The organism is Bacillus sp. RK1064, assembly GCF_051488405.1.
In the GTDB taxonomy this organism is placed as follows: Bacteria; Bacillota; Bacilli; order Bacillales; family Bacillaceae; genus Bacillus.
The window spans coordinates 2,463,805-2,483,567 of the sequence record NZ_JBPSCZ010000001.1 but is presented as its reverse complement, the minus strand read 5'-3'; the positions used below and the strand labels follow the sequence as shown (position 1 = coordinate 2,483,567).

Below are 19,763 nucleotides of genomic sequence, written 5' to 3'. Positions count from 1 at the left end.
GAATAGTTAAATCACTAAATCTTCTGCGATTGGCGTTTCCATAATCTTTTTCACTTCTCTTGGGTCTGTTGTTTTACCTAGTGCCCACATGAGTTTCGGCACGATAGCCTCTGTGTTCATGTTTCGTGAACGTGCCACCAGTTCTTGATTGATTTTGCGTCCTACTTCATACACGCTCATGTCTTCTCCTTCTTCAAGACACTGAGTTGTGATGACAACAGAAATGCCTTCTTCGAGCAATTCGTTGATTTTCTCTAAAAGGTTTCTTCCTTCGAAAGGAATACCGCCGCTGCCGTAGCTTTCGATCACGACTCCTTTGTACACACCTTTGATTGCATCTAAGAACTCAGGCTTTAGACCTGGGTGCAATTTCAAGAGACAAACGTCGGTGTTTAAGGATGCGTCTAATTTAAGCGGTTTCATTGACGATCTTTTTACTTTGCTATTGTATTCAATTTGATGGTTTTCAATCGATGCAATATATGGGTAGTTAATACTTTCAAATGCATCGTAGCTTTTCGTTCTTAGTTTGATTGCGCGTGTTCCTTGAATGACTCTGCCATCAAAGACAACATACACGCCGCCTACGCCGTCACATGCAAAGCGAATCGCATCGGTGATGTTTTTCTTCGCATCTGTTTTCTTAAACGTAATCGGGATTTGTGAGCCTGTAATGACAATTGGCTTATCCGGATTTTGCAGCATATAAGAAAGAGCTGCTGATGTATAGGCCATCGTGTCTGTACCATGCGTGACAACAAAACCGTCATATTGATCATAATTTTCATAAATGGCTGTTGCAATATCCACCCAGTATTCAGGCTGCATATTTGTACTATCTATACTCATTAGGGACTTTGTGTCCATTGTATACTCTGCATTAATTTCGTTTAAATAGCTTAAAAGGTCCTCAGCTTTAACACCTGGAGCCAAACCGTTTTCACTCTCTACAGATGCAATCGTCCCACCAGTGGTTAAAAGCAATAATTTCTTCAACAGGTCCACCTCTTTCAATAAAATTACTTCGTTTGTCACACATATTATAAGCTAGCTTGTGCTATTCTATAATATACGCTTTACGCGTACCTTCATTGCCATTATAGTCACATAACGCGAATTAATCAAGAAATTATTACGCATAACGCGTACATTCCATGTCAAAATATGATATACTGTTGTTGTATATAAAGGAGCGTTCATGTAATGATACTCGATCGTTTAACCACCCTTAGAAAAAAGAAAAAATGGTCTCTCCAGCATACGGCAGATCGCCTAGGTATCGCCAAAAGCACCTATGCCGGTTACGAATCTGGGTACCGACGACCTTCGCTTGAAGCAGTGAAGCGGCTGGCTGATTTGTATGATACGTCCATTGATTTTTTACTTGGTAGAACGGACGAGCCAGAGATACAACGCAAAATCTCTGATATCAAAATTGAACTGACGGAAGCAAAAGAAGGAACCATCCTTGTCGACGGCGTTCCCCTAAATGATGAAGAAATCAAACAGCTTGTTGCCTTTATTCGGGCGAAAAACACTCTAAAAGTATAAACACAGAAAAGAGAGGCCCCTATCAATCGGGTGCCTCTCTTTCCTTTTTCCTATCAGCTGCTTATGAATAAGGAGAAGACAGCTGACTTAATTCCTCTAACCGCCGCTTCGCTTCATCTTTATTAAACGAACTATAATAGCGATAATTCTCATCATCTAAGATGCGGTAATGCTGACTAAGCACATTTTGCTGAAGACGAAATGTGCCTTTTTTGATAGACGTCCGCCACCAAACCTTTCCGCCAATCGTACGTTCCACCGATAGATGCAATTCATCATGTGCCACGACTTCCAGAATCTCAAGCGGATCATCCCCAAGTGTCCCTTTTAAAATGTCACTATCCCTGAATAATGCACATACGGCCGCAGTTTGCGTCCAGTTGAGGCGCAGCCTATTTTTTTCAACCTGCTGCAAATGCCGTTTCGATAGACCAAGTACCTCAGCCATGCGGTCCTGCGTATAATTCTTTTCTTTTCGAATCCGTGCCATTTGTTCTGTGACGAGGTCGATTACCATCTCTTTATCCATCTCTCATCACCTCTCCGAGTGTTCAGTCTTTACTGACATCATACACGATTTCTTCGAAAAAGTGGCACCTCATCCTTCGGAATCATGGAAAAACATCCTAGTCGATCTGCTCTTCGACCTGACCATGCTGCTGTCTCCAGTTCTCTTGAGCTGACTGATTTAAATATGGGTAGATCTCTTGTTTGACGGCTTGCTCGAATACTTCTTCATCTAAAATACTGTACGCTGGAATCTTGATCAATTTCCCGTCTATTTTCCGAATCAACACATCCATGAAGAGAAAACCCCGTACACTGTACCGATGCCTGCGCATATCGATGGATTGAATGTCTTGAAAAGGGATCGCTTGCCCGCGATGTAAAACCGCGCCATTCTTCCCGCGCTGAATGCGAAAAATCACATTTCCTCTCTTCGTAAAAGCCGGTAAAATCATCAAGAAAGAGATCCAGCCATAAACAATGCCTAGTAGTCCGCCTAAAAATAAAAACAATGTATAATTCGATTCAAATGTAAGAGCTTCTGAAAACAACCAAATACCGATGATACCGAAGCCGCCTGTTGCTAAGAATGCCCATACCCTTAAAAAGGTCCTGCTCCTCACTTCTATTACTTCACTTGGATTCAAGCGTCATTCTCCTTTTCTCCATTAGAATATAGAACGTAATCCGTCTCTATGAGCCGTCTCAATGCGAAATTCATTTTCTTTTATTCCCGACACAAGCCACGACTGTTCCTCACCTGGAATGACAAATAACATGGACTCCACATCAGGCGTATTGTTTTTGTCGTAGACGACCTTCATCAGGGAGTCCATCTTTCCTTTTCTCGCCTTTACATCAGAAACAAATGCCTGCACGAGTTCTTCGTTCTCTGCTCGATGAAGGAAGGAAGGCCACTCATTCTTCGCCTCACTTGCTTGCTCTAATAGCATTTCAAATTCCTCTGCTTGCAGGGTGATGACAGGTGCAGGGTGATCACTCATCTGTATGTTGAAAAAGGCAGTCACTTGTTCCTCTGCCTGCTGATCGTCTTTCAGTTTTTGAATCTGATGGACTTGTTGATCATAAAGCGTGTGGTGCGCATATACGCCCGTCTGTGTCGTATGAAAGGAGGTACTGACTTCTTCATCTACATCCCCAAATCGAGACGCTTTGACGGTGTGAGATGCATCATTCATCGCCTGGATGAAATGACGGTATTCCCCTTTATAACGGTATTGTCTGTTTCGAAATTCAAGTACACCTTTTGCGAGCAAAGAGCGGCACGCAATTTCAAATAAAAACCCAAGGCGTTCGTCCTCTACATCAGGATAATAGGCTTCCTTTAAGGACATGCCCTGTTCAAAATAGCCTTCACTGTAAAAACTAAAGATGAGTTCCTCAATACTTAGACTTAGCTGATCCAACTTGATCTCTCCTTATCCAAAAGAAAATGCACCCTTAAAGAAATCGCCAGCACCTTTTATGAGCGAATCAGCGGTTTCTTTTGTTTTTTCTATCCCTTTATGTATCACCTGATTTGCCTGATCAATGGTGTCATTGACTGCTTTCACACCTTGACCCGCCAGCTCGAATGCTTGTTTCCCTTTATCCACGACCGCATGAATAGGGTCCTTTAATTTCACTGCAACCTGTTCAGCAAAGCCTGATGTCAGCTTGGCGACTTTTTCTCCTATAAATCCACCGACTGCGGAACCAATGGCTCCTCCAACGACGGTTCCAATCGGTCCTGCAAAACTTCCAAGAGCTCCTCCGACAACGGCACCTGCGACAGACCCGCCAGCGATAAAGACCGTATTGTTCACTGCATTTCCAACAGCCTTCGCATTTTCACGCTTAAGGACTTCTGGCTGATCACCGAATTCTGCATAGTTCTCGGCAATTTTCAATCCACAGCCGACCGTTTCCGTTGCACCAGTGACAACCGTTGCAATGATGGCATTTCCTTTCGCGAATCTTGATCCATTTTTCAGAACAGACTTGATAGCAGCCGTGTCCTTCCAATTGATACTTCCTTTTGTAAAATCACGAACGCTATTCGTAAAGGCAACCGTATCGTCAGGATAAAATTTTGTGAATTTCTTATGGACCAAGTCAGCCATCGACCAGTTTGATCGTTTTAATAATTCTTTTTTACTCAGCCAAATCCTTGCTAGCCGGTCAAATCTCGTTCCTTCTACCCGGCTGGTCAGATCAAGCAGCAGCTTTGAATGCTGCGCTGCATACCGGCCATTGTCTTTAATGAAGGTCGTCATCCCAAGCCCATAGTATTTCGCCTGCATCATCACAATTCCAGCTAAGCTCGTGAGTGTACCATATTGATCATAGATGCTGTACATTTTCCGTAAAATATCGTCTGCTTCGACCATTTTATCTTTTGCATGACGAATCGCAATATCATCACTGCTCAATTTACTGATCAATGCTTGTCCTGCTCCCCATGCATCCCCGACACCTGAAAAACAGCTTCTATACCGAGGATCACAGCCTAAAATGAGACCATCCAGTTCACTATGTAAATCGCGGTGCTTCGTTTCAATGACAGACAGTTCGCCTACAACATCATTCGCCAGTCCTGTCAGCTGATCTGGATCAACCACAATGTCACGTGCCATCACATCATCTCCCTTCTCGATTTCTTTCTCTCCGTTCTTCTCTTCTCTTTCGCTCAAGCTCTTCCATTCTGGCAATTTCAGCTTTCCGTTCCTCGATTTTGACCGCTGCGTCGCGCAGTTCCTGACTTGTTTCAAGCAAGTCCTTTTCAAATTGATCATAGCGTGACGTTGTTTCCTCAAAGCTTTGATCAAATTTATTCCTTGCTTCTCCCTGCCAGCCTGATCCTACTGCCTTCAGCCGATTCTCCAGCAGCTGCTTTGACTGCCGAATCTCATCAGCTGCTTCCTGAAACTTTTGAGCGAGTGCCAGCGTTTGACTAGAATCCAACTTTCGCACCCCTTTCTCCCAATTTAACGTACAAATGGATGATTTTATATGTCCTCATTATAAATAAAAAGACACCCAAAAAAATCACCCTAAAGAACCATTCAACACACCACCTAATGAAAGTAGGTCTTTTTACTCTCTAATTGCCAGAGAAAACCTTTCTTGTTATGAAGCGCATTCAAGACGTGATAAAATGGACGTATTCTACAAAAGGAGTGACGTATAGATGAAAAAGGAAATGATTCAGCGTTTCACAAATTATGTGAAGGTAGATACGCAGTCAGATGCAGAAAAGGAAAGCTGCCCATCTACTGAAGGACAGTTGAACCTAGCGAGACAGCTAGTTGAAGAGATGAAGTCCATCGGGATTCAAGAAGTGACAATGGATGAAAACGGCTATGTCATGGGAACGATCCCGTCTAACACTGACAAAGACGTGCCGACCATTGGCTTCCTGGCTCATATCGACACAGCCACTGACTTCACCGGCAAGAATGTGAAACCGCAGCTTCATGAAAACTATCAAGGCGGCGACATCACCTTAAATGAAAATCTACATATCGTTTTATCTCCAGCACAGTTTCCAAATTTACAAAAATATCAAGGACATACGCTGATCACAACAGATGGCACGACCCTGCTTGGTGCAGATAACAAAGCAGGTATCGCAGAAATTATGACCGCTATGCATTACTTGATTGAGCATCCAGAAATCAAGCATGGAAAAATTCGCGTCGCCTTTACACCAGATGAAGAAATTGGCAGAGGGCCGCACAAATTTGATGTTGATGCCTTTGGCGCTTCCTATGCTTATACAATTGACGGAGGACCGCTCGGGGAGCTGCAATATGAAAGCTTCAACGCAGCAGGTGCGAAAGTATCAATTAAAGGAAACAACGTCCACCCAGGGACAGCAAAAGACAAAATGGTCAGCGCTGCGAAGATTGGGATGCTCTTCCACAACAAGCTTCCTTCTGATGAATCTCCGGAATATACAGAAGGCTACGAAGGATTTTTCCATCTCACGAAGTTTGTAGGAGAAGTCGAAGAAGCAGAGCTGCAATATATTATTCGTGATTTTGATAAAGACAAATTTAACGATCGCAAAGCACTATTTGAAAAAATAGCAAATGACTTAAAAGCAATCTACGGAGAAAACAGCATAAATCTCAGCATTCAAGATCAATATTATAATATGAGAGAAAAAATTGAGCCGGTGAAACATATTGTGGATATTGCCCATGAAGCAATGGAAAACCGCTCAGTGACACCTGTGATCGAACCCATCCGCGGCGGTACAGATGGCTCCCAGCTTTCATATAAAGGTCTTCCAACGCCAAACATCTTTACTGGCGGGGAAAACTTCCACGGTAAATATGAATTTATTTCTGTCGAGAACATGGTGAAAGCAACAGAAGTCATCGTTGAAATCGCACGTTTATTTGAAGAAAAAGCATAGATATGTTTAAAACCGTTCCTGTTCGGGAACGGTTTTTTAATAAAAGTTTACAATTTTCTGAAACTTTTATGACACTTTTTCGTACTAATAGAGACAACACCAGAAAAATTCTTCTTGACGAGTGCAATAACTGGAAATATAATAGTTAAAAACAACCAGTATTTTAGACCTAAATTAGCAGATCGACTAAACCTTAAGAACTAAACCGATTCTGCTGCTTATTTTCAGTTATAAACATCACTCACCCTGTCTACACTAAAGAATAGGATGAATTGGAGGAATGTCATATGATGATTTTATTGATTATCGCTTCACTTTGCTGCTACTTACTATTCTCTTTCAAAAAAGATAACCGCACACCAAAACGAAAAAGCGCAGAGCTTTCGGAGTTTGAAATCTTTCGTATGCGCCGCCACTACAACGGAAAACGCCGTCATCCACTAAATGATGCACCTAAACAAGTATAAATCTAAAGAGAGAGCCTCATGAGGGGCTCTTTTTGTTTGAGTAAATAACAAAAAACGACCAGATTCATTGGCCGTTTTTCTTTTTATTTATATACCTTCGCAGGAACTTGAATCATAGGAATTCCTACATAATAAGGTGAAATTTCATATGGCTGGAAGACAACAGCAATTCCCTTTTTCGTGAAGTAATACTGCGTGTTGTAGTTGATTTCAATGTCACTTTTTTTCAGGTTCGCATAGAATTTGCTTTTATGTTTCTTTGTGTAGTTATAAATATAATCTCTTACTTTCGTACGTTTTTTCTTTGTTTTCACAACGTCTGTCAAGAACAGCTGCTTTGTCTTTTTCTTTGTTAACACATAGTTCATGCTGGAAACCATCGTATCCCCATGCATTCCACCATCATTCATGTAGTCATAGTTTAAGATACTGAGCTTCTTCCCATTGTTAAATTTCGTTTTAAACGATCTTTCGTACGTGATCTTCCCAAAGCCTTCCTTTTTCGCTTCCTCCTTTAAGAACAAGTACGTAGAATAGGAGAAGGAAATATCTTCTTTCAAATCACGATTGATGGTTTTCATATGCGCCTTGCTTAGGTTTTTCACCTGTGCATATTTGAACGTTTTTTTCTTTTTATAATAGTGTGTGCTTACTTTTGCTTTTTTTGCTTGTTTGGCATCCGCCGATCCAACTGGCGCAAACAACGAAACAATCAGCGAAAAAATGAGCAGACTGATCGTTAGGCCTTTTTTCATCGTCATAGTAAAAACCCCCATTTTTGTCTATTACCAATTGAGTATACCATGACAAAAGAACCAAAAGAAGCGCTATTTCCATATTATTCTTCATTTTTCCACATCGGGTTTGTTTACCGTTATTTGTTTATGTAGAAAATTAAACAGTAAAAACCATTGACTTTTTCTCGAAAAGGTTGAATAATTGTGTATATTAAGAAAATTGAATCAAAAGGTAACCTTATTAAGAGTGGTGGAGGGACTGGCCCTGTGAAACCCGGCAACCGCTGTTCCTAGGAACAGAATGGTGCTAATTCCTTAGGCAAGCAGATGCTTGTTTGAAGATAAGGCAGAGTTCTCTCAGTATATGATGCTCTTCCTTATCCAAGGAAGAGCTTTTTTATTTGATTTTTAACCTGTAGAAAGAAGGGATTCAGCATGACACAAGTACAAACCATTGGAAAGAAAACAACGAAACCGCCATTTCGCGCAGATCAAGTAGGCAGCTTACTTCGTTCAGAACGTATCAAGGAAGCACGCAAGCAAAAAGCAGACGGCACACTGACAGCAGAGCAGCTCCGACAAATTGAAAATGAAGAAATTACACGCATTGTGGAGAAGCAAAAAGAAATTGGATTAGAGGTTGTCACAGATGGAGAATTCAGACGTGCATGGTGGCATTTTGACTTTCTTGAGGGATTAGATGGAGTCGAAGGATTTGAAGCGGATCAAGGTATTCAATTCCACAATACGACGACAAAAGCGCGTGGCATCAAGGTAACAGGCAAGATTGATTTTACAGATCATCCAATGCTGGAGGATTATCGATTCCTTCACAGCATCGCTGGTGATCATACAGCTAAAATGACGATTCCAAGTCCGAATATGCTCTTTTTCCGTGGAAAGCTTGAAGAAGGAGTATACGACAGCCTAGAGGCATTCCACCATGATGTGGCACAGGCGTATAAGAAAGCCATCCGTGCTTTTTATGATGCAGGCTGCCGTTATCTACAGCTCGATGATACCGCATGGGCCGTGTTCTTTTCTGAAAAAGGTCATGAACAAATCAAAGCCTTTGGCCGAGAAGAAGATGAACTTCGTGAGTCATTTGCGAAAACAATTAATGAAGCGGTTGCCGATCGTCCAGAGGATTTGGTGATCACCATGCACATTTGCCGTGGTAACTTTAAATCGACGTGGGCAGCTGAAGGCGGTTATGAAGCAGCGGCAGAAACGATTTTTGCCGGCTTAGATCTGGATGGTCTCTTTTTAGAGTTCGACGACGATCGTTCTGGCGGTTTTGAACCCCTTCGCTATGTGAAGAACCCTAACCTACAAATCGTACTAGGCCTTGTCACTTCAAAATACGGTGAGCTTGAGCCTGTTGAACAGATTAAAAAGCGGATCGAGGAAGCGGCTCAATACGTGGACATTAATCAAATTTGTTTGAGTCCACAATGCGGGTTCGCCTCAACGGAGGAAGGCAATCTGTTAACAGAAGAGCAGCAATGGGAAAAGCTTCGTCATGTAATTGAGATTGCGGATCAAGTGTGGACTTCGTAGTCTCTTTGACGAAAAAAAGACAAACCGTAGATTGAGCGGTTTGTCTTTTTCTTTTAAGCATATAAATGCTCACCATTCGTAGCAATCACTTGTTTATACCAATCAAAGCTTTTCTTTTTCTTTCTATCTAATGTACCGTTTCCTTCATTATCACGGTCGACATAAATGAAGCCGTAGCGTTTTTTCATTTCAGCTGTTGATGCGCTGACAAGGTCAATTGGGCCCCAGCTTGTATAACCAATCAGGTCTACTCCGTCTGCGATGGCTTCTTTCGCCTCTAGCAAATGGCTTCTGAGGTAATCAATTCGGTAATCGTCTTGAATGGACCCGTCTTCTTCTACTTGATCGACAGCTCCCAGTCCATTTTCTACGATAAACAATGGTTTTTGGTAACGGTCATATAGCTGGTTTAGTGTTGTACGAAGTCCTTTTGGATCAATTTGCCAGCCCCAATCACTTGCTTCTAGATAAGGGTTTTTCACGCCTTCAAATAGGTTACCACCAATCACTTGTCCAAGAATCTCTGGATCTGTACTTGTCACAAAGCTCATGTAATAGCTGAAGCCAATATAGTCCACTGTATGGTTTCTTAGGATGTCTTCATCACCATCTTGGATCTCAATATGAATTCCATTTTCGCGGAAGTATCGTTTCATGTAACCTGGGTAGTAGCCTCTTGCCTGTACATCTGAGAAGAACAATGTTTTACGATCCTGATCCATTGCAGCAAACATATCTTCTGGTCTTGAGCTGTACGGATAAGTCGTCATCGCTGCAATCATACAGCCGATTTTCGCATCAGGAATGATTTCGTGTCCTGCTTTGACAGCTAAAGCACTTGCAACAAATTGGTGATGCGCTGCTTGATATTGAATGCTTTTCTCGTCATCACCCTCTTCAAATACAAGTCCGCCGCCAGTGAAAGGCGCATGTAACACGACGTTGATTTCATTAAAGGTCATCCAATATTTCACTTTGTCTTTATAGCGAGTAAACAACGTTTTCGCATATGTTTCATAAAGATCGACAAGCTTACGGTTTCTCCAACCGCCGTAGTTTTTCACAAGTGCAAGCGGCATTTCATAATGAGAAATCGTGACAACTGGTTCAATTCCATGTTTATGCAGTTCATCAAATACTCTGTCATAAAAAGCAAGGCCTGCTTCATTTGGTTCAGCATCGTCGCCATTTGGGAAAATACGCGGCCAAGAAATGGATAGTCTGAAGCACTTGAATCCCATTTCTGCAAAGAGTGCAATATCTTCTTTATAGCGATGATAGAAGTCGATTGCATCATGATATAAATTAAGATCTTTCATTGATTCATCAAATGGATGCATAATACCATGCGGTGATACATCAGCTGTCGATAAGCCTTTTCCATCTTTATTATAAGCACCTTCAATTTGGTTGCCTGCAACAGCGCCGCCCCATAAGAAACCTTTAGGAAATGTTTTTTCTAACTTGTTCATGTTGAATGCCCTCCTCATTTTCTTCTACACTGACTGTGAGCAGTGTCTCTTTCACTGTAATCGTGCCATCTGTTTTCGCATCAACCTGTGCGAAATCATTTGTATTGGTGACGATAATTGGTGTCGTGACATCATAGCCTTCTTGCTGAATGCCCTCGATATCAAATTCAACGAGCACATCTCCTGCTTGAACAAGATCACCTGACTGCACATGACTTGTGAAATGCTTTCCGCCAAGCTTCACTGTATCAATTCCAACATGGATGAGAAGCTCTGTGCCTTGGTCACTCTTTAAGCCAATGGCATGTTTCGTTTGAAAAATGGTTTCAACCTTACCGTTGAACGGTGCTACAACACGTCCAACTGTTGGGACAATGGCTGCACCTTTACCCATGATTTCATTAGAGAATGTTGCATCATTCACTTGATTTAGCGGCTTTAGTTGACCTTCAAGCGGGCTTTGTACCACTTCATTTTGAAGTGCTGCTGTATCTTTCTTTTCTTCTGGTTTGTCTGCCTTTGTATCATCTTTCACTGGTACATCTTTGAACCCTAGAACAAGTGTCATGATGGTTGCTACGACAAAGCCGATCACTAAACCGATGATTGAGTAGACAAATGTTGGGCCAACGAATGTTGGGATTCCTGGAATACCTGCTGATCCCGACACAACATATGATTTTACTTTAAAGATCGACATGAACACGCCGCCTGCTGCTGCACCAATGAGGGCTGCAAAGAACGGTTTTTTCAATCGCATGTTCACACCATACATAGCAGGTTCAGTAATACCCATTAATGCTGTGATACTTGTAGACATCGCTAATGATTTGAATGTTTTGTTTTTTGATCTTAAGAAGACACCGAATGCTGCGCCTGCTTGGGCCATATTCGCTACAAACATCATTGGGAGAATGTAGTCAAAACCGTTTAACGTAATGTTGTTGATCATGATTGGAAGTAGTGCATAGTGCATACCCGTAATGATCAATGGTGACATGAAGCCGCCGATCAAGAGTCCGGCCAAAATACCTGCATGTTTAAACAATAAATCAATTCCACCTGAAAGACCATTTCCGATAATCCCACCAAGCGGTCCAACAGCGATGAGCATAATTGGTACAACGACAAGAAGTGTGACCGTTGGAACAAGGATGATCTTTAATGATTTCGGACTATATTTTTCTGCAAATCTTTCAACATATGAGCCGAGCCAGATGGTAAGTAGAATTGGAATCACCGATGAAGAGTACACAACAGAAACCACTGGCAAGCCTAGAAATTCTGTATTTCCCGCGCCCAGTAAAGCAGTTAACTGCGGGTGCAGTGCTGCTGCTGCAATGGCAGCGGCAATATACTGATTTGTGCCAAGTTTTTTGGCTACGCTTACAGCTAGTAGAATCGGTAAGAAGTAAAAGGCTCCGTCTCCGATGGCTGTTAAAATTGCATACGTACTGCTTTTATCTGATATCCACTGGAACGTAAGCATGAGTGCCAATATTCCTTTGATCATACCGGCTCCAGCGATGGCTGGAAGAATCGGCGTGAAGACACCAGAGATAAAATCGAAAAGCTTTGATATCACATTTTGTTTTGATGCTTCTTCTGTACCGCCTGACTTTACATCTGTTGACAGTCCTGAGTCAGCAATCATCGCTTGATAGACATTTGAAACATCATTGCCAATAATGACATGATATTGGCCTCCGCTTTGATTCACACCCATGACGCCGTCTGTTGATTGCAGCTTCTCTTTATCCGCTTTGCCTTCATCGTATAAGTTGAAGCGAAGTCTTGTCATACAATGCGTGACGTGCTTGACGTTCTTTTCACCGCCGACAAGCTCTAGAACTTCTTTTGCTGTTTGTTTGTGGTTCATTGTATTACCCTCCAATCGTTGATTAAATCATGATATAGAAAAAACCTAAACATCCATTAATGTCCGAGAAATAACAATTCAGACATTAATCGATATTTAGGTTTTGCCTGCTTAACCAGTAACAATCCTTCATAGCGATTGATCGTTATTTAATTTTTATAAGTCTTTAGATATAAAAAAACCTAAATCACGCCTTATCAAAGATAGGGGCAATGATTTAGGTTTTGCCTGCTTGACCAGTAACAATCCTAAAAGATTGTGGGTTATTTCGTTTATAGTTATAAATTATCATGTTAATTTTATGATGTCAACGCTTTCTTTTTGAATTTATTTTCTTTTTACCACTCTGTCGATATGCAAAGTTAAATATAGCATCTCATCTTCTATGAGACTTCGGTTGTATTCTTTTTGAACATAATCATTAATTTTCTCAGCACATTGAAAAGCCGCGGTGTTTTTCTCTTTTACTACTTCATACAGGAATTCATTTTGATTTTCCATTTGTGTTTCGTTAAACAGACGCTGTCCAAAAAACTTCAAATGCGTGACAAAACGGAAATAATTTAATGATTCCTCGTCTAAATCAATTTGAAAGTGATACTTGACGATATTTAAAATATCTTGAATGAGTTTGGTAATTTGAATCACGTTCGGCATTTCTTCATTGAGCTCTGCATTGACAATATGCATCGCAATAAAACCGGCTTCATCCTCAGGAAGATGAATGTTAAGCTTGTCCTGAATAATCCGGATCGCTTCTACACCACACATGAACTCTTCTTTGTACAACCGTTTGATTTCCCAGAGCAAAGCATTTTTGATGTCCATTCCTTTTTGATGACGTTCAATAGCAAAGGTAATATGATCCGTCAGTGTCACATAGATGCTGTCATTCAAATTTTTATTAAGGGTTGTTCTCGCATGATCAATAATCGCCTCACACACTTGCATATACTCGATCGGAATATCATAAAGCAGGGTTTTGAATTTTTCTGATATATCTTTATTTTGAATGGAAAATACTTTTTCAATACGTTCTTCGTCAATCGGATCTCCACTTTTCTTTTGAAAAGCGATCCCTCTGCCCATAATGACCAGCTCATGCTGCTCGTCATCATACGCACTGACCACATTATTATTGATTACTTTCGAAATGATCAATTGATACCCCCCAGTACATTCCGCTTTTTCGAGCATCTCATTGTAGATTGATATGTCATTTTATTATTATCTTCAAAAAAGAGGACTTTAAGATGATTTTACATTTTTTTTTGATACGGTCAACTAGAAAGAATGACATATTACCTCTCAAAAATGACGAAATAGGGGCAAAAAAGTCTAAAAACATACATAAAAACACTCTAAAAAGAGTGCTTAAAGAGTGTTTTTTACAAAATTAGGAGCAATCCCAATTATAGACGACATTCTCGAAATTTTTTCGTTTGAGGTCTTCTGGTTTGATAAAAAAGTTGGCGATTCCGCAATCTCCCCACAACAGATCTACTTCATCATCTGAGTCGATTTGTAATAACAGAACGGTATGTTCCTGGTCTTCATAGGTACGCGGGTCCTCTTGTGTAAAGCCTGGATATCCGCCCAATTTGTGACCAAAGCCACTCGCTGCATCATGAAATTCATCTAGCAGGGCATCAGCTTCATCTCCATCAATGCCTTTTACATCTTCGAATAGGTCCCAGCTTCGCTTACCTGTGACTTTTTCAAAGCGAAAATCTCCTACACTGACCGTTTCGCTTGCCAGTTCACCTGTAATTGCGCCTTCCTTCGTCACAGGAAAATAAAAGTCGTCTGGAATTTTCACAAAAGAAAAATCAGTCAACAGCTCTTCTTCTGCCAAGAAAGGTTCCTCAATAAATTTGATCCGAAAATCTTTTTGCTCTGTTTTATGGTCAATATTCATCCCATAAAGATCATCATGCACAGAAATAAAGACTTGCAAAAGTCCTGTTTCTGGATAATCCTTCAGCTTCGGCAGCTGTCCAAAATTTATTTGTGCCAAAAGCTTCATAGGGTGTCCTTCACCATCAACTGGATATTCGTCGTTTTTTGGGAAGTAAGGATCGCCTGCAATTTTGCTGTCGTATGGTCCTGTTTTTCCTTGTTTCATCTGTAATTGAATCATTGGTTGTTCAGTTTGATCTAACATTGTACGGTAAGGTGCTATTATTTCTTGCAGCTTCGCTGATTGTGTCACGATGGTCTTCCTCCTTATGAATAGGTCTACTGACCAGACTAGTATCTCTTTTTCTATCATACAGAAGTGTACCCTGCCTGTCAGCGATAAATCGGTCATTATCCGAACAACTTGCCCACCTTAAAACGTAAAAAAACCTCCGATTCATCTGGAGGTTTTGGTCGGTATTTTTTATTTCACTTGATAGTTCACTAAGTCTTCTGCCAGTGATTTCATCGTTTCATTTGTTTCATGAAGACCTTCAATAATTTTTGTGAACGTGCCTACAAGCTCTGCTTGATGCTCAGAGGAAGCGACAATTTGTGCTATTTCTTCTTCCATTCCTTTAATCGATCCCTGCACATCTTTTAGCGCTGTTTCAATATCCGTCGTCGCTTGTTTGGCGTGAGTTGACAGCTTTCTTACTTCCGTTGCGACCACTCCGAAGCCTGCTCCTGCTTCACCTACTCTTGCAGCTTCAATTGATGCGTTGAGTCCAAGTAAGTTCGTTTGATCAGAGATACCTTTTATAAGATTGGACACTTGATTGATTTTAGAGGAATTTTCTACAGTGGTTTTCGTGTTTTGTAGAATTTGTTCACTTGTCGCTTGTAGTTCCTCTGAATGTGCGGCAACTTGCTGTACCATTGCGACTAGTTTTTCGGAAGCTTGGTTGCTCTCCGTCATGATGTGATCTAATCGTTGTTGATTGGTCTGGTCATAGGCCACGCAGAAAGCAGCGACTACTTGACCCGTCTCATCTTTAATTGGAACGGCTACAATATCCATTGGAATCCCGTATACCTCTTTCGGAATTTGGATAAACGATGGCTCTCTCCCATTTTTCAACATAGAAAAGTTTTCGAACCCTGGAGCTACTATGTCCCCAGCTTTAAACCCTAAGTCAATGTTCCCATGTTGCTGATAATAAAGAACCTTCTCTTTCCCTAAAACAGAAAAGGTTAGTTGCTCTCTCATAGCTAGTCCAATGATTGGTAAAGCGTCTATTATGTTATCAATTCTCTGTGACATTCGCTCACGTTCATCCTCTCTTTTTCTCAGTACATCCTCTTTATCGGTTCGTTATAAGGTCTATTACAGCCTGTAATGTGCACTAATATCAATCAAATGACCTAAGACATATAAAAAGCCCACATTCTATCAAGAGAATGTGGGTATTTTTAAAAAAAGGACATGCACATCAAGACACTGATACCGATGAGCAAAAGATACATATAGTCGATCCACGAAGTGCTGATGACATGATAATACGTCCGCTCCCTCGCCCCCGTGAAACCTCGTGCTTCCATCGCAATCGCTAAGCGCTCTGATTTTCGTACGCCCTGCGTAAAAAGAGGAAGTGCATAACGCATAAAGGCTTTCCAGCTGTTTTTTTGCTTATAGCCTCTGATTTTATGTGCTGCCTTCATTTGCTTTAATTCACTTTGAAATAACGGGATAAACCGGAAGCCAGCAAGCATCCCATATGCCCATTTTGGGGACATTCGGCATTGATGTATTAAGCTCATCATAAAGGCCGTCAAATCTGTTGTGGACGTAAAAAGGAGACCGAATGTCACAAAGCCAAGCATTCTGAAAGAAATGGTAAGGCCATTTTTCAAACTCTCCTCTGTGATATGAAACCATGCCCACTTCCAAACAGTATGATCCCCCTTGCCAAAGGCCGCCATCATCCAAAATACGAGAATAAAAAAGAGCAGATAAGGGACAAGTCTTGTGAAAAGATACTTCATATTCCATCCGCCTAAGACAAGTCCAATACCAAGTGCAAACAGCCAGATGATGAAGGTTGTTTTAGGGTCAGATATCGCCATGAGACAACACATCGCGAGCAGATGAGCGAGTAATTTGATGACTGGATTCACAGTGGAAAGAAAGGAGTGATTACTTTGCAATCGTCAGCACGTCCTTTCTTTCAGCCACATAGCGATAATGCAAAGGGGCTCTCAGCTGATAAGCATCGACAAGTTCCTGATTTGAAAATAAATCATAAGGCGTGCCATCATACACATGCTTTCCTTGGTGAAAAAGAAGCACTTGATCGGCACACTTATCGACGAGGTCCATATCATGTGTGACCATCAAAATGGTGGTGCCTTGGCATTGACGCTCTTTCAAACGCCTCATTAATTCCTTCGCCGTTCTTTCATCCTGCCCGAAAGTCGGTTCGTCTAACAATAGTACATCCTGATCAAAAAGGAGCATTGTGGCCACACTCAATCTTCTTTTTTGACCTAAGCTTAAGGTGAAAGGATGCGCTTTTGCATGCTTCTCTAAACCGAACTCTTCCAATAGCTGAACTGTTTTTTCTTGCACAACGGATTCTGGCCAATTTCGCTGTCTTCCACCAAATGCGATTTCATCGAACACTGTATCTTGTATGAATTGAAGCTCCGGATTTTGAAACACAAAGCCTGCTTTTTCATATAGTCGTCGGTCAGACCACTTTTTGAGGGGTGTCTCTTTTAAGAAAATGCTGCCTTTTTTCGTTGGCTCTAAACGGACTAAATGTTTGAGACATGTGCTTTTCCCGCTTCCATTTTCCCCAATTATCGCCACCCAATCCCCTGCTTTGATATCCAGCTGAAGGTCACTCATAATCCTTTTTTTCCCGTAGCTTAATTGAAGATCTTCTGTGCGAATGATGGTCTCTCGCTCAGTCGACGGCACTTTTTTACGCTGCTCTTTTCTTGTTTCAAAGGTTTGCATAAGCGTTTGACTCATTGGATGAAATGGGTCTTGAATAATTGCGGACCATTTCTCGGGAAATAATTTAGGCCGCCAAATCCCTGCCTCTTTCATTTCTTCTTCATATGTCGCGAGCACATCTTTTGGAGGCCCCTCTGCTAAAATGCTGCCTTGATCGTCTAATAAAATCACCCGGTCCATCCATTCGATGACACCATCTAGCACATGCTCTACAAAAATCATGGTTTGTCGCTGCTCACCTGCAAGCTGCTGTAGCAGCTGGAAAACCTCCATTCTGCCTGCTGGGTCAAGCTGTGCGGTCGGTTCATCAAAGAACAGCACATCTGGCTCTAACGCTAGTAAACAAGCAAGTGCCAATCGCTGCTTCATGCCGCCAGATAATGTATGAATGTCTGTATTCGGATCGACATCGAGTTGGACTTTTTGCATGAGCTGCTGAATGATGTCATCCATCTCTTCACGAGGGACGGAACGGTTCTCTAAGCTAAAGGCAATTTCTTCATTGACGCGGTGCATACAAAACTGGGAATCAGGATCTTGAAACATGACGCCTGTATGTCTTTGCAATATCACTTCGCCCTGCATGTCAGCTTCCATATGTTCTGGAATAATCCCAGCCAGAACTGAAATGAGTGTGGATTTACCGCTTCCGCTTGGTCCTAAAATAAGCACCTTTTCTCCTTTTTGAATGGAAAGAGAGATTTGATGCAAAACAGGCTGAGGCTGTTCATAAAAACGGACAGTGAGATTATTGCACGCGAGAAATGAATCCATGCTGTTCACCTTTGTTTCGTTTTTCTTTCATGATGGCATATTGATTCAGTACACCGGTTTTGGATAATGCGTCCACCACAACTTTCGCTAAGCATCCGCCCAGTATCATCCCGCTGATGATTTGAGTCATCAGTGTGATGAGTAAAACTTGAGGCGTGTAATAACCAAAGCCATTTGCAACGAGGCTATATGCCATTGCTCCAACAGCTGCAAAGGCACCTGACAGCATCAGTGTCCACATGCGATAACGTTTATAACCAAAAAGAGCAAAGGCGATTTCTGCCCCAAGCCCTTGGCATACACCAATCAGCAGGGCTGAAAGACCAAAGTGGCTGCCTGTCAGTAATTCCACAGCGGCAGCGGCTGTTTCTGCAATCAGGGCAGCTCCCGGCTTTTGGATGATATACGCGACGATTGGACTGGCAATCACCCAAATGCCAAACATGATGTTGCCTCCTGCTGGGCCAACTAATGCTGTAATTGGTAAGTAAAGTGTGGACCATCCTAAATAGATGACACCGCACGCAACGGATAAAATGACAGCAAGGACGACTTCTTTCATCTTCCATGTCATGATGAATGCACCTGCAATGGAACTGGCCACTCTTCCACCGTAAACGCCATTTCCCAAAACTTGTACTCAAGCTGACAGCTTAAGATAAAGTGCTGTTTCATTTTTTCCTTTTCCTTCTCACTTGCTCCTTCCGCCAGCTGATCGAGCCGCTTGCAAAGCTCCACTGTAATAGAGTCGGTTAACCCTCCATAAAACGTGATCCACTCATAAAACGGATGTGACGGGTCAGGCTGCACGTCTGAGAGCATTCGTTTTCCAATTTCCCAATATGTCCAAGGACATGGAAGCAGGACAGCAATGATTTCCCCAAGCGTGCCTTCCTGGGCGACTTGCAGCATGTGATGAATATAGTGATGAGCACTCGGAGCCAATGAAGCACCTTGTAGCTCATCATACGATACACCTGCCACTCGGCAAAGATTTTGATGAGGGTGCGTCTCACTATCTAGTACAAACGCAATTTGTTGATGGAAAAAGGCAATATCTTCTTTGTCTGTACATCTGCTTAGAGCCGCTGCATAAATTTTAATAAATGCATGTAAGTATTCTGCATCTTGTTTGACGTAATGAATGATCTGTTCCTTTTCCAGCTTTCCTGCTGCCAGCCCTCTGACAAACGGATGCTGATAAATGGCTTCAAATAATGGTTCTGTTTCTTTTCTTAATTGCGCTGAAAATGTCATAAAAAAGCCTCCTCTTCTTCAGTTGAATAAATGAAAAAGCCACCCCAAATGGAGCGGCCTTCTTATCGATTCAATTATGAATAAGACAAGGTCCAGCTCCACTTCCCTCCGCTAGTACGAACTAGATCAGGTTCAAAGGGTCCAAGATTTCCTCTTGTCTCAGTCATACATGACTCCCCTAGTGGACTTTTATCATTTAATTATCTTTACTCTAC

At 41.7% G+C, this 19,763-nt stretch carries 20 protein-coding genes and 2 riboswitches; of the genes, 4 read left to right on the top strand and 16 right to left on the bottom strand.

The window, feature by feature from the left end:
- Nucleotides 1-6: 6 nt before the first annotated feature.
- A complete protein-coding gene (locus tag ACSSTM_RS12680) occupies nt 7-996 on the bottom strand; it encodes an asparaginase (protein WP_003215391.1) in 990 nt (329 codons plus the stop codon).
- 207 nt (nt 997-1,203) lie between these two features.
- Here ACSSTM_RS12680 and ACSSTM_RS12675 point away from each other — a divergent pair, with 207 nt between their 5' ends.
- Nucleotides 1,204-1,551 carry a helix-turn-helix domain-containing protein gene (locus ACSSTM_RS12675; RefSeq protein ID WP_003214932.1) on the top strand — a complete coding sequence of 116 codons (348 nt, stop codon included), beginning with the start codon at nt 1,204-1,206 and terminating at the stop codon, nt 1,549-1,551.
- A 61-nt stretch (nt 1,552-1,612) separates the two neighbouring features.
- Here ACSSTM_RS12675 and ACSSTM_RS12670 read toward each other — a convergent pair whose 3' ends face one another.
- From ACSSTM_RS12670 to ACSSTM_RS12650, 5 genes are all read right to left on the bottom strand, one after another.
- Nucleotides 1,613-2,080, bottom strand: coding sequence for a helix-turn-helix domain-containing protein (locus ACSSTM_RS12670; RefSeq protein WP_034660471.1), 468 nt, complete (start codon nt 2,078-2,080; stop codon nt 1,613-1,615).
- 97 nt (nt 2,081-2,177) lie between these two features.
- Nucleotides 2,178-2,705 (bottom strand): YfjD family protein, encoded by a 528-nt coding sequence (locus ACSSTM_RS12665; protein WP_034660472.1) that lies wholly within the window; start codon nt 2,703-2,705, stop codon nt 2,178-2,180.
- A gap of 21 nt (nt 2,706-2,726) precedes the next feature.
- Entirely contained in the window at nt 2,727-3,485 is a 759-nt protein-coding gene (locus ACSSTM_RS12660) for a hypothetical protein (protein ID WP_034660473.1), read from the bottom strand.
- 12 nt (nt 3,486-3,497) lie between these two features.
- Entirely contained in the window at nt 3,498-4,694 is a 1,197-nt protein-coding gene (locus tag ACSSTM_RS12655) for a DUF6861 domain-containing protein (protein ID WP_034660741.1), read from the bottom strand.
- Nucleotides 4,695-4,698: 4 nt separating this feature from the next.
- Nucleotides 4,699-5,022 (bottom strand): WXG100 family type VII secretion target, encoded by a 324-nt coding sequence (locus ACSSTM_RS12650; RefSeq protein WP_034660474.1) that lies wholly within the window; start codon nt 5,020-5,022, stop codon nt 4,699-4,701.
- Nucleotides 5,023-5,248: 226 nt separating this feature from the next.
- Here ACSSTM_RS12650 and pepT point away from each other — a divergent pair, with 226 nt between their 5' ends.
- Together pepT and ACSSTM_RS12640 are read left to right on the top strand one after the other, a co-directional pair.
- On the top strand, nt 5,249-6,481 hold the full coding sequence (gene pepT / locus ACSSTM_RS12645) for a peptidase T (protein WP_034660475.1): 1,233 nt from the start codon (nt 5,249-5,251) through the stop codon (nt 6,479-6,481).
- 287 nt (nt 6,482-6,768) lie between these two features.
- A complete protein-coding gene (locus ACSSTM_RS12640) occupies nt 6,769-6,948 on the top strand; it encodes a hypothetical protein (RefSeq protein ID WP_003215411.1) in 180 nt (59 codons plus the stop codon).
- An 83-nt stretch (nt 6,949-7,031) separates the two neighbouring features.
- Here the strand turns inward: ACSSTM_RS12640 and ACSSTM_RS12635 are convergent, their stop codons facing one another.
- Nucleotides 7,032-7,709, bottom strand: coding sequence for a DUF3298 and DUF4163 domain-containing protein (locus ACSSTM_RS12635; RefSeq protein ID WP_034660476.1), 678 nt, complete (start codon nt 7,707-7,709; stop codon nt 7,032-7,034).
- Between the two features lie 211 nt (nt 7,710-7,920).
- Nucleotides 7,921-8,033: riboswitch (SAM riboswitch) on the top strand.
- Nucleotides 8,034-8,120: 87 nt separating this feature from the next.
- On the opposite strand from ACSSTM_RS12635, the gene ACSSTM_RS12630 reads away from it, so the two are divergent.
- Entirely contained in the window at nt 8,121-9,245 is a 1,125-nt protein-coding gene (locus tag ACSSTM_RS12630) for a 5-methyltetrahydropteroyltriglutamate--homocysteine S-methyltransferase (protein WP_034660478.1), read from the top strand.
- A 53-nt stretch (nt 9,246-9,298) separates the two neighbouring features.
- Here the strand turns inward: ACSSTM_RS12630 and ACSSTM_RS12625 are convergent, their stop codons facing one another.
- The 9 genes from ACSSTM_RS12625 to tenA form a co-directional block, all read right to left on the bottom strand.
- Nucleotides 9,299-10,717 carry a glycoside hydrolase family 1 protein gene (locus ACSSTM_RS12625; RefSeq protein ID WP_437404191.1) on the bottom strand — a complete coding sequence of 473 codons (1,419 nt, stop codon included), beginning with the start codon at nt 10,715-10,717 and terminating at the stop codon, nt 9,299-9,301.
- A complete protein-coding gene (locus ACSSTM_RS12620; protein WP_095285609.1) occupies nt 10,689-12,596 on the bottom strand; it encodes a beta-glucoside-specific PTS transporter subunit IIABC in 1,908 nt (635 codons plus the stop codon). The genes ACSSTM_RS12625 and ACSSTM_RS12620 overlap by 29 nt, the downstream gene beginning before the upstream one ends.
- A gap of 327 nt (nt 12,597-12,923) precedes the next feature.
- The gene (licT, locus tag ACSSTM_RS12615; RefSeq protein ID WP_034660482.1) at nt 12,924-13,757 is read right to left on the bottom strand and encodes a BglG family transcription antiterminator LicT; all 834 of its coding nucleotides are present in this window, start codon (nt 13,755-13,757) and stop codon (nt 12,924-12,926) included.
- A gap of 235 nt (nt 13,758-13,992) precedes the next feature.
- Complete coding sequence (locus tag ACSSTM_RS12610) at nt 13,993-14,808, bottom strand: YwqG family protein (RefSeq protein WP_034660483.1); 816 nt, start codon at nt 14,806-14,808, stop codon at nt 13,993-13,995.
- Between the two features lie 171 nt (nt 14,809-14,979).
- On the bottom strand, nt 14,980-15,435 hold the full coding sequence (locus ACSSTM_RS12605) for a methyl-accepting chemotaxis protein (protein WP_258395123.1): 456 nt from the start codon (nt 15,433-15,435) through the stop codon (nt 14,980-14,982).
- Nucleotides 15,436-15,968: 533 nt separating this feature from the next.
- Nucleotides 15,969-16,703 (bottom strand): energy-coupling factor transporter transmembrane component T family protein, encoded by a 735-nt coding sequence (locus ACSSTM_RS12600; RefSeq protein WP_034660485.1) that lies wholly within the window; start codon nt 16,701-16,703, stop codon nt 15,969-15,971.
- Nucleotides 16,693-18,291: an ABC transporter ATP-binding protein gene (locus ACSSTM_RS12595; RefSeq protein WP_106036380.1), complete on the bottom strand. Its 1,599-nt coding sequence runs from the start codon at nt 18,289-18,291 to the stop codon at nt 16,693-16,695. The genes ACSSTM_RS12600 and ACSSTM_RS12595 overlap by 11 nt, the downstream gene beginning before the upstream one ends.
- The gene (locus tag ACSSTM_RS12590) at nt 18,266-18,865 is read right to left on the bottom strand and encodes an ECF transporter S component (RefSeq protein WP_034660488.1); all 600 of its coding nucleotides are present in this window, start codon (nt 18,863-18,865) and stop codon (nt 18,266-18,268) included. The genes ACSSTM_RS12595 and ACSSTM_RS12590 overlap by 26 nt, the downstream gene beginning before the upstream one ends.
- Complete coding sequence (gene tenA, locus ACSSTM_RS12585) at nt 18,862-19,548, bottom strand: thiaminase II (RefSeq protein WP_034660490.1); 687 nt, start codon at nt 19,546-19,548, stop codon at nt 18,862-18,864. Before tenA ends, ACSSTM_RS12590 begins: the two co-directional genes overlap by 4 nt.
- An 86-nt stretch (nt 19,549-19,634) precedes the next feature.
- Nucleotides 19,635-19,738: riboswitch (TPP riboswitch) on the bottom strand.
- Between the last annotated feature and the right edge of the window lie 25 nt (nt 19,739-19,763).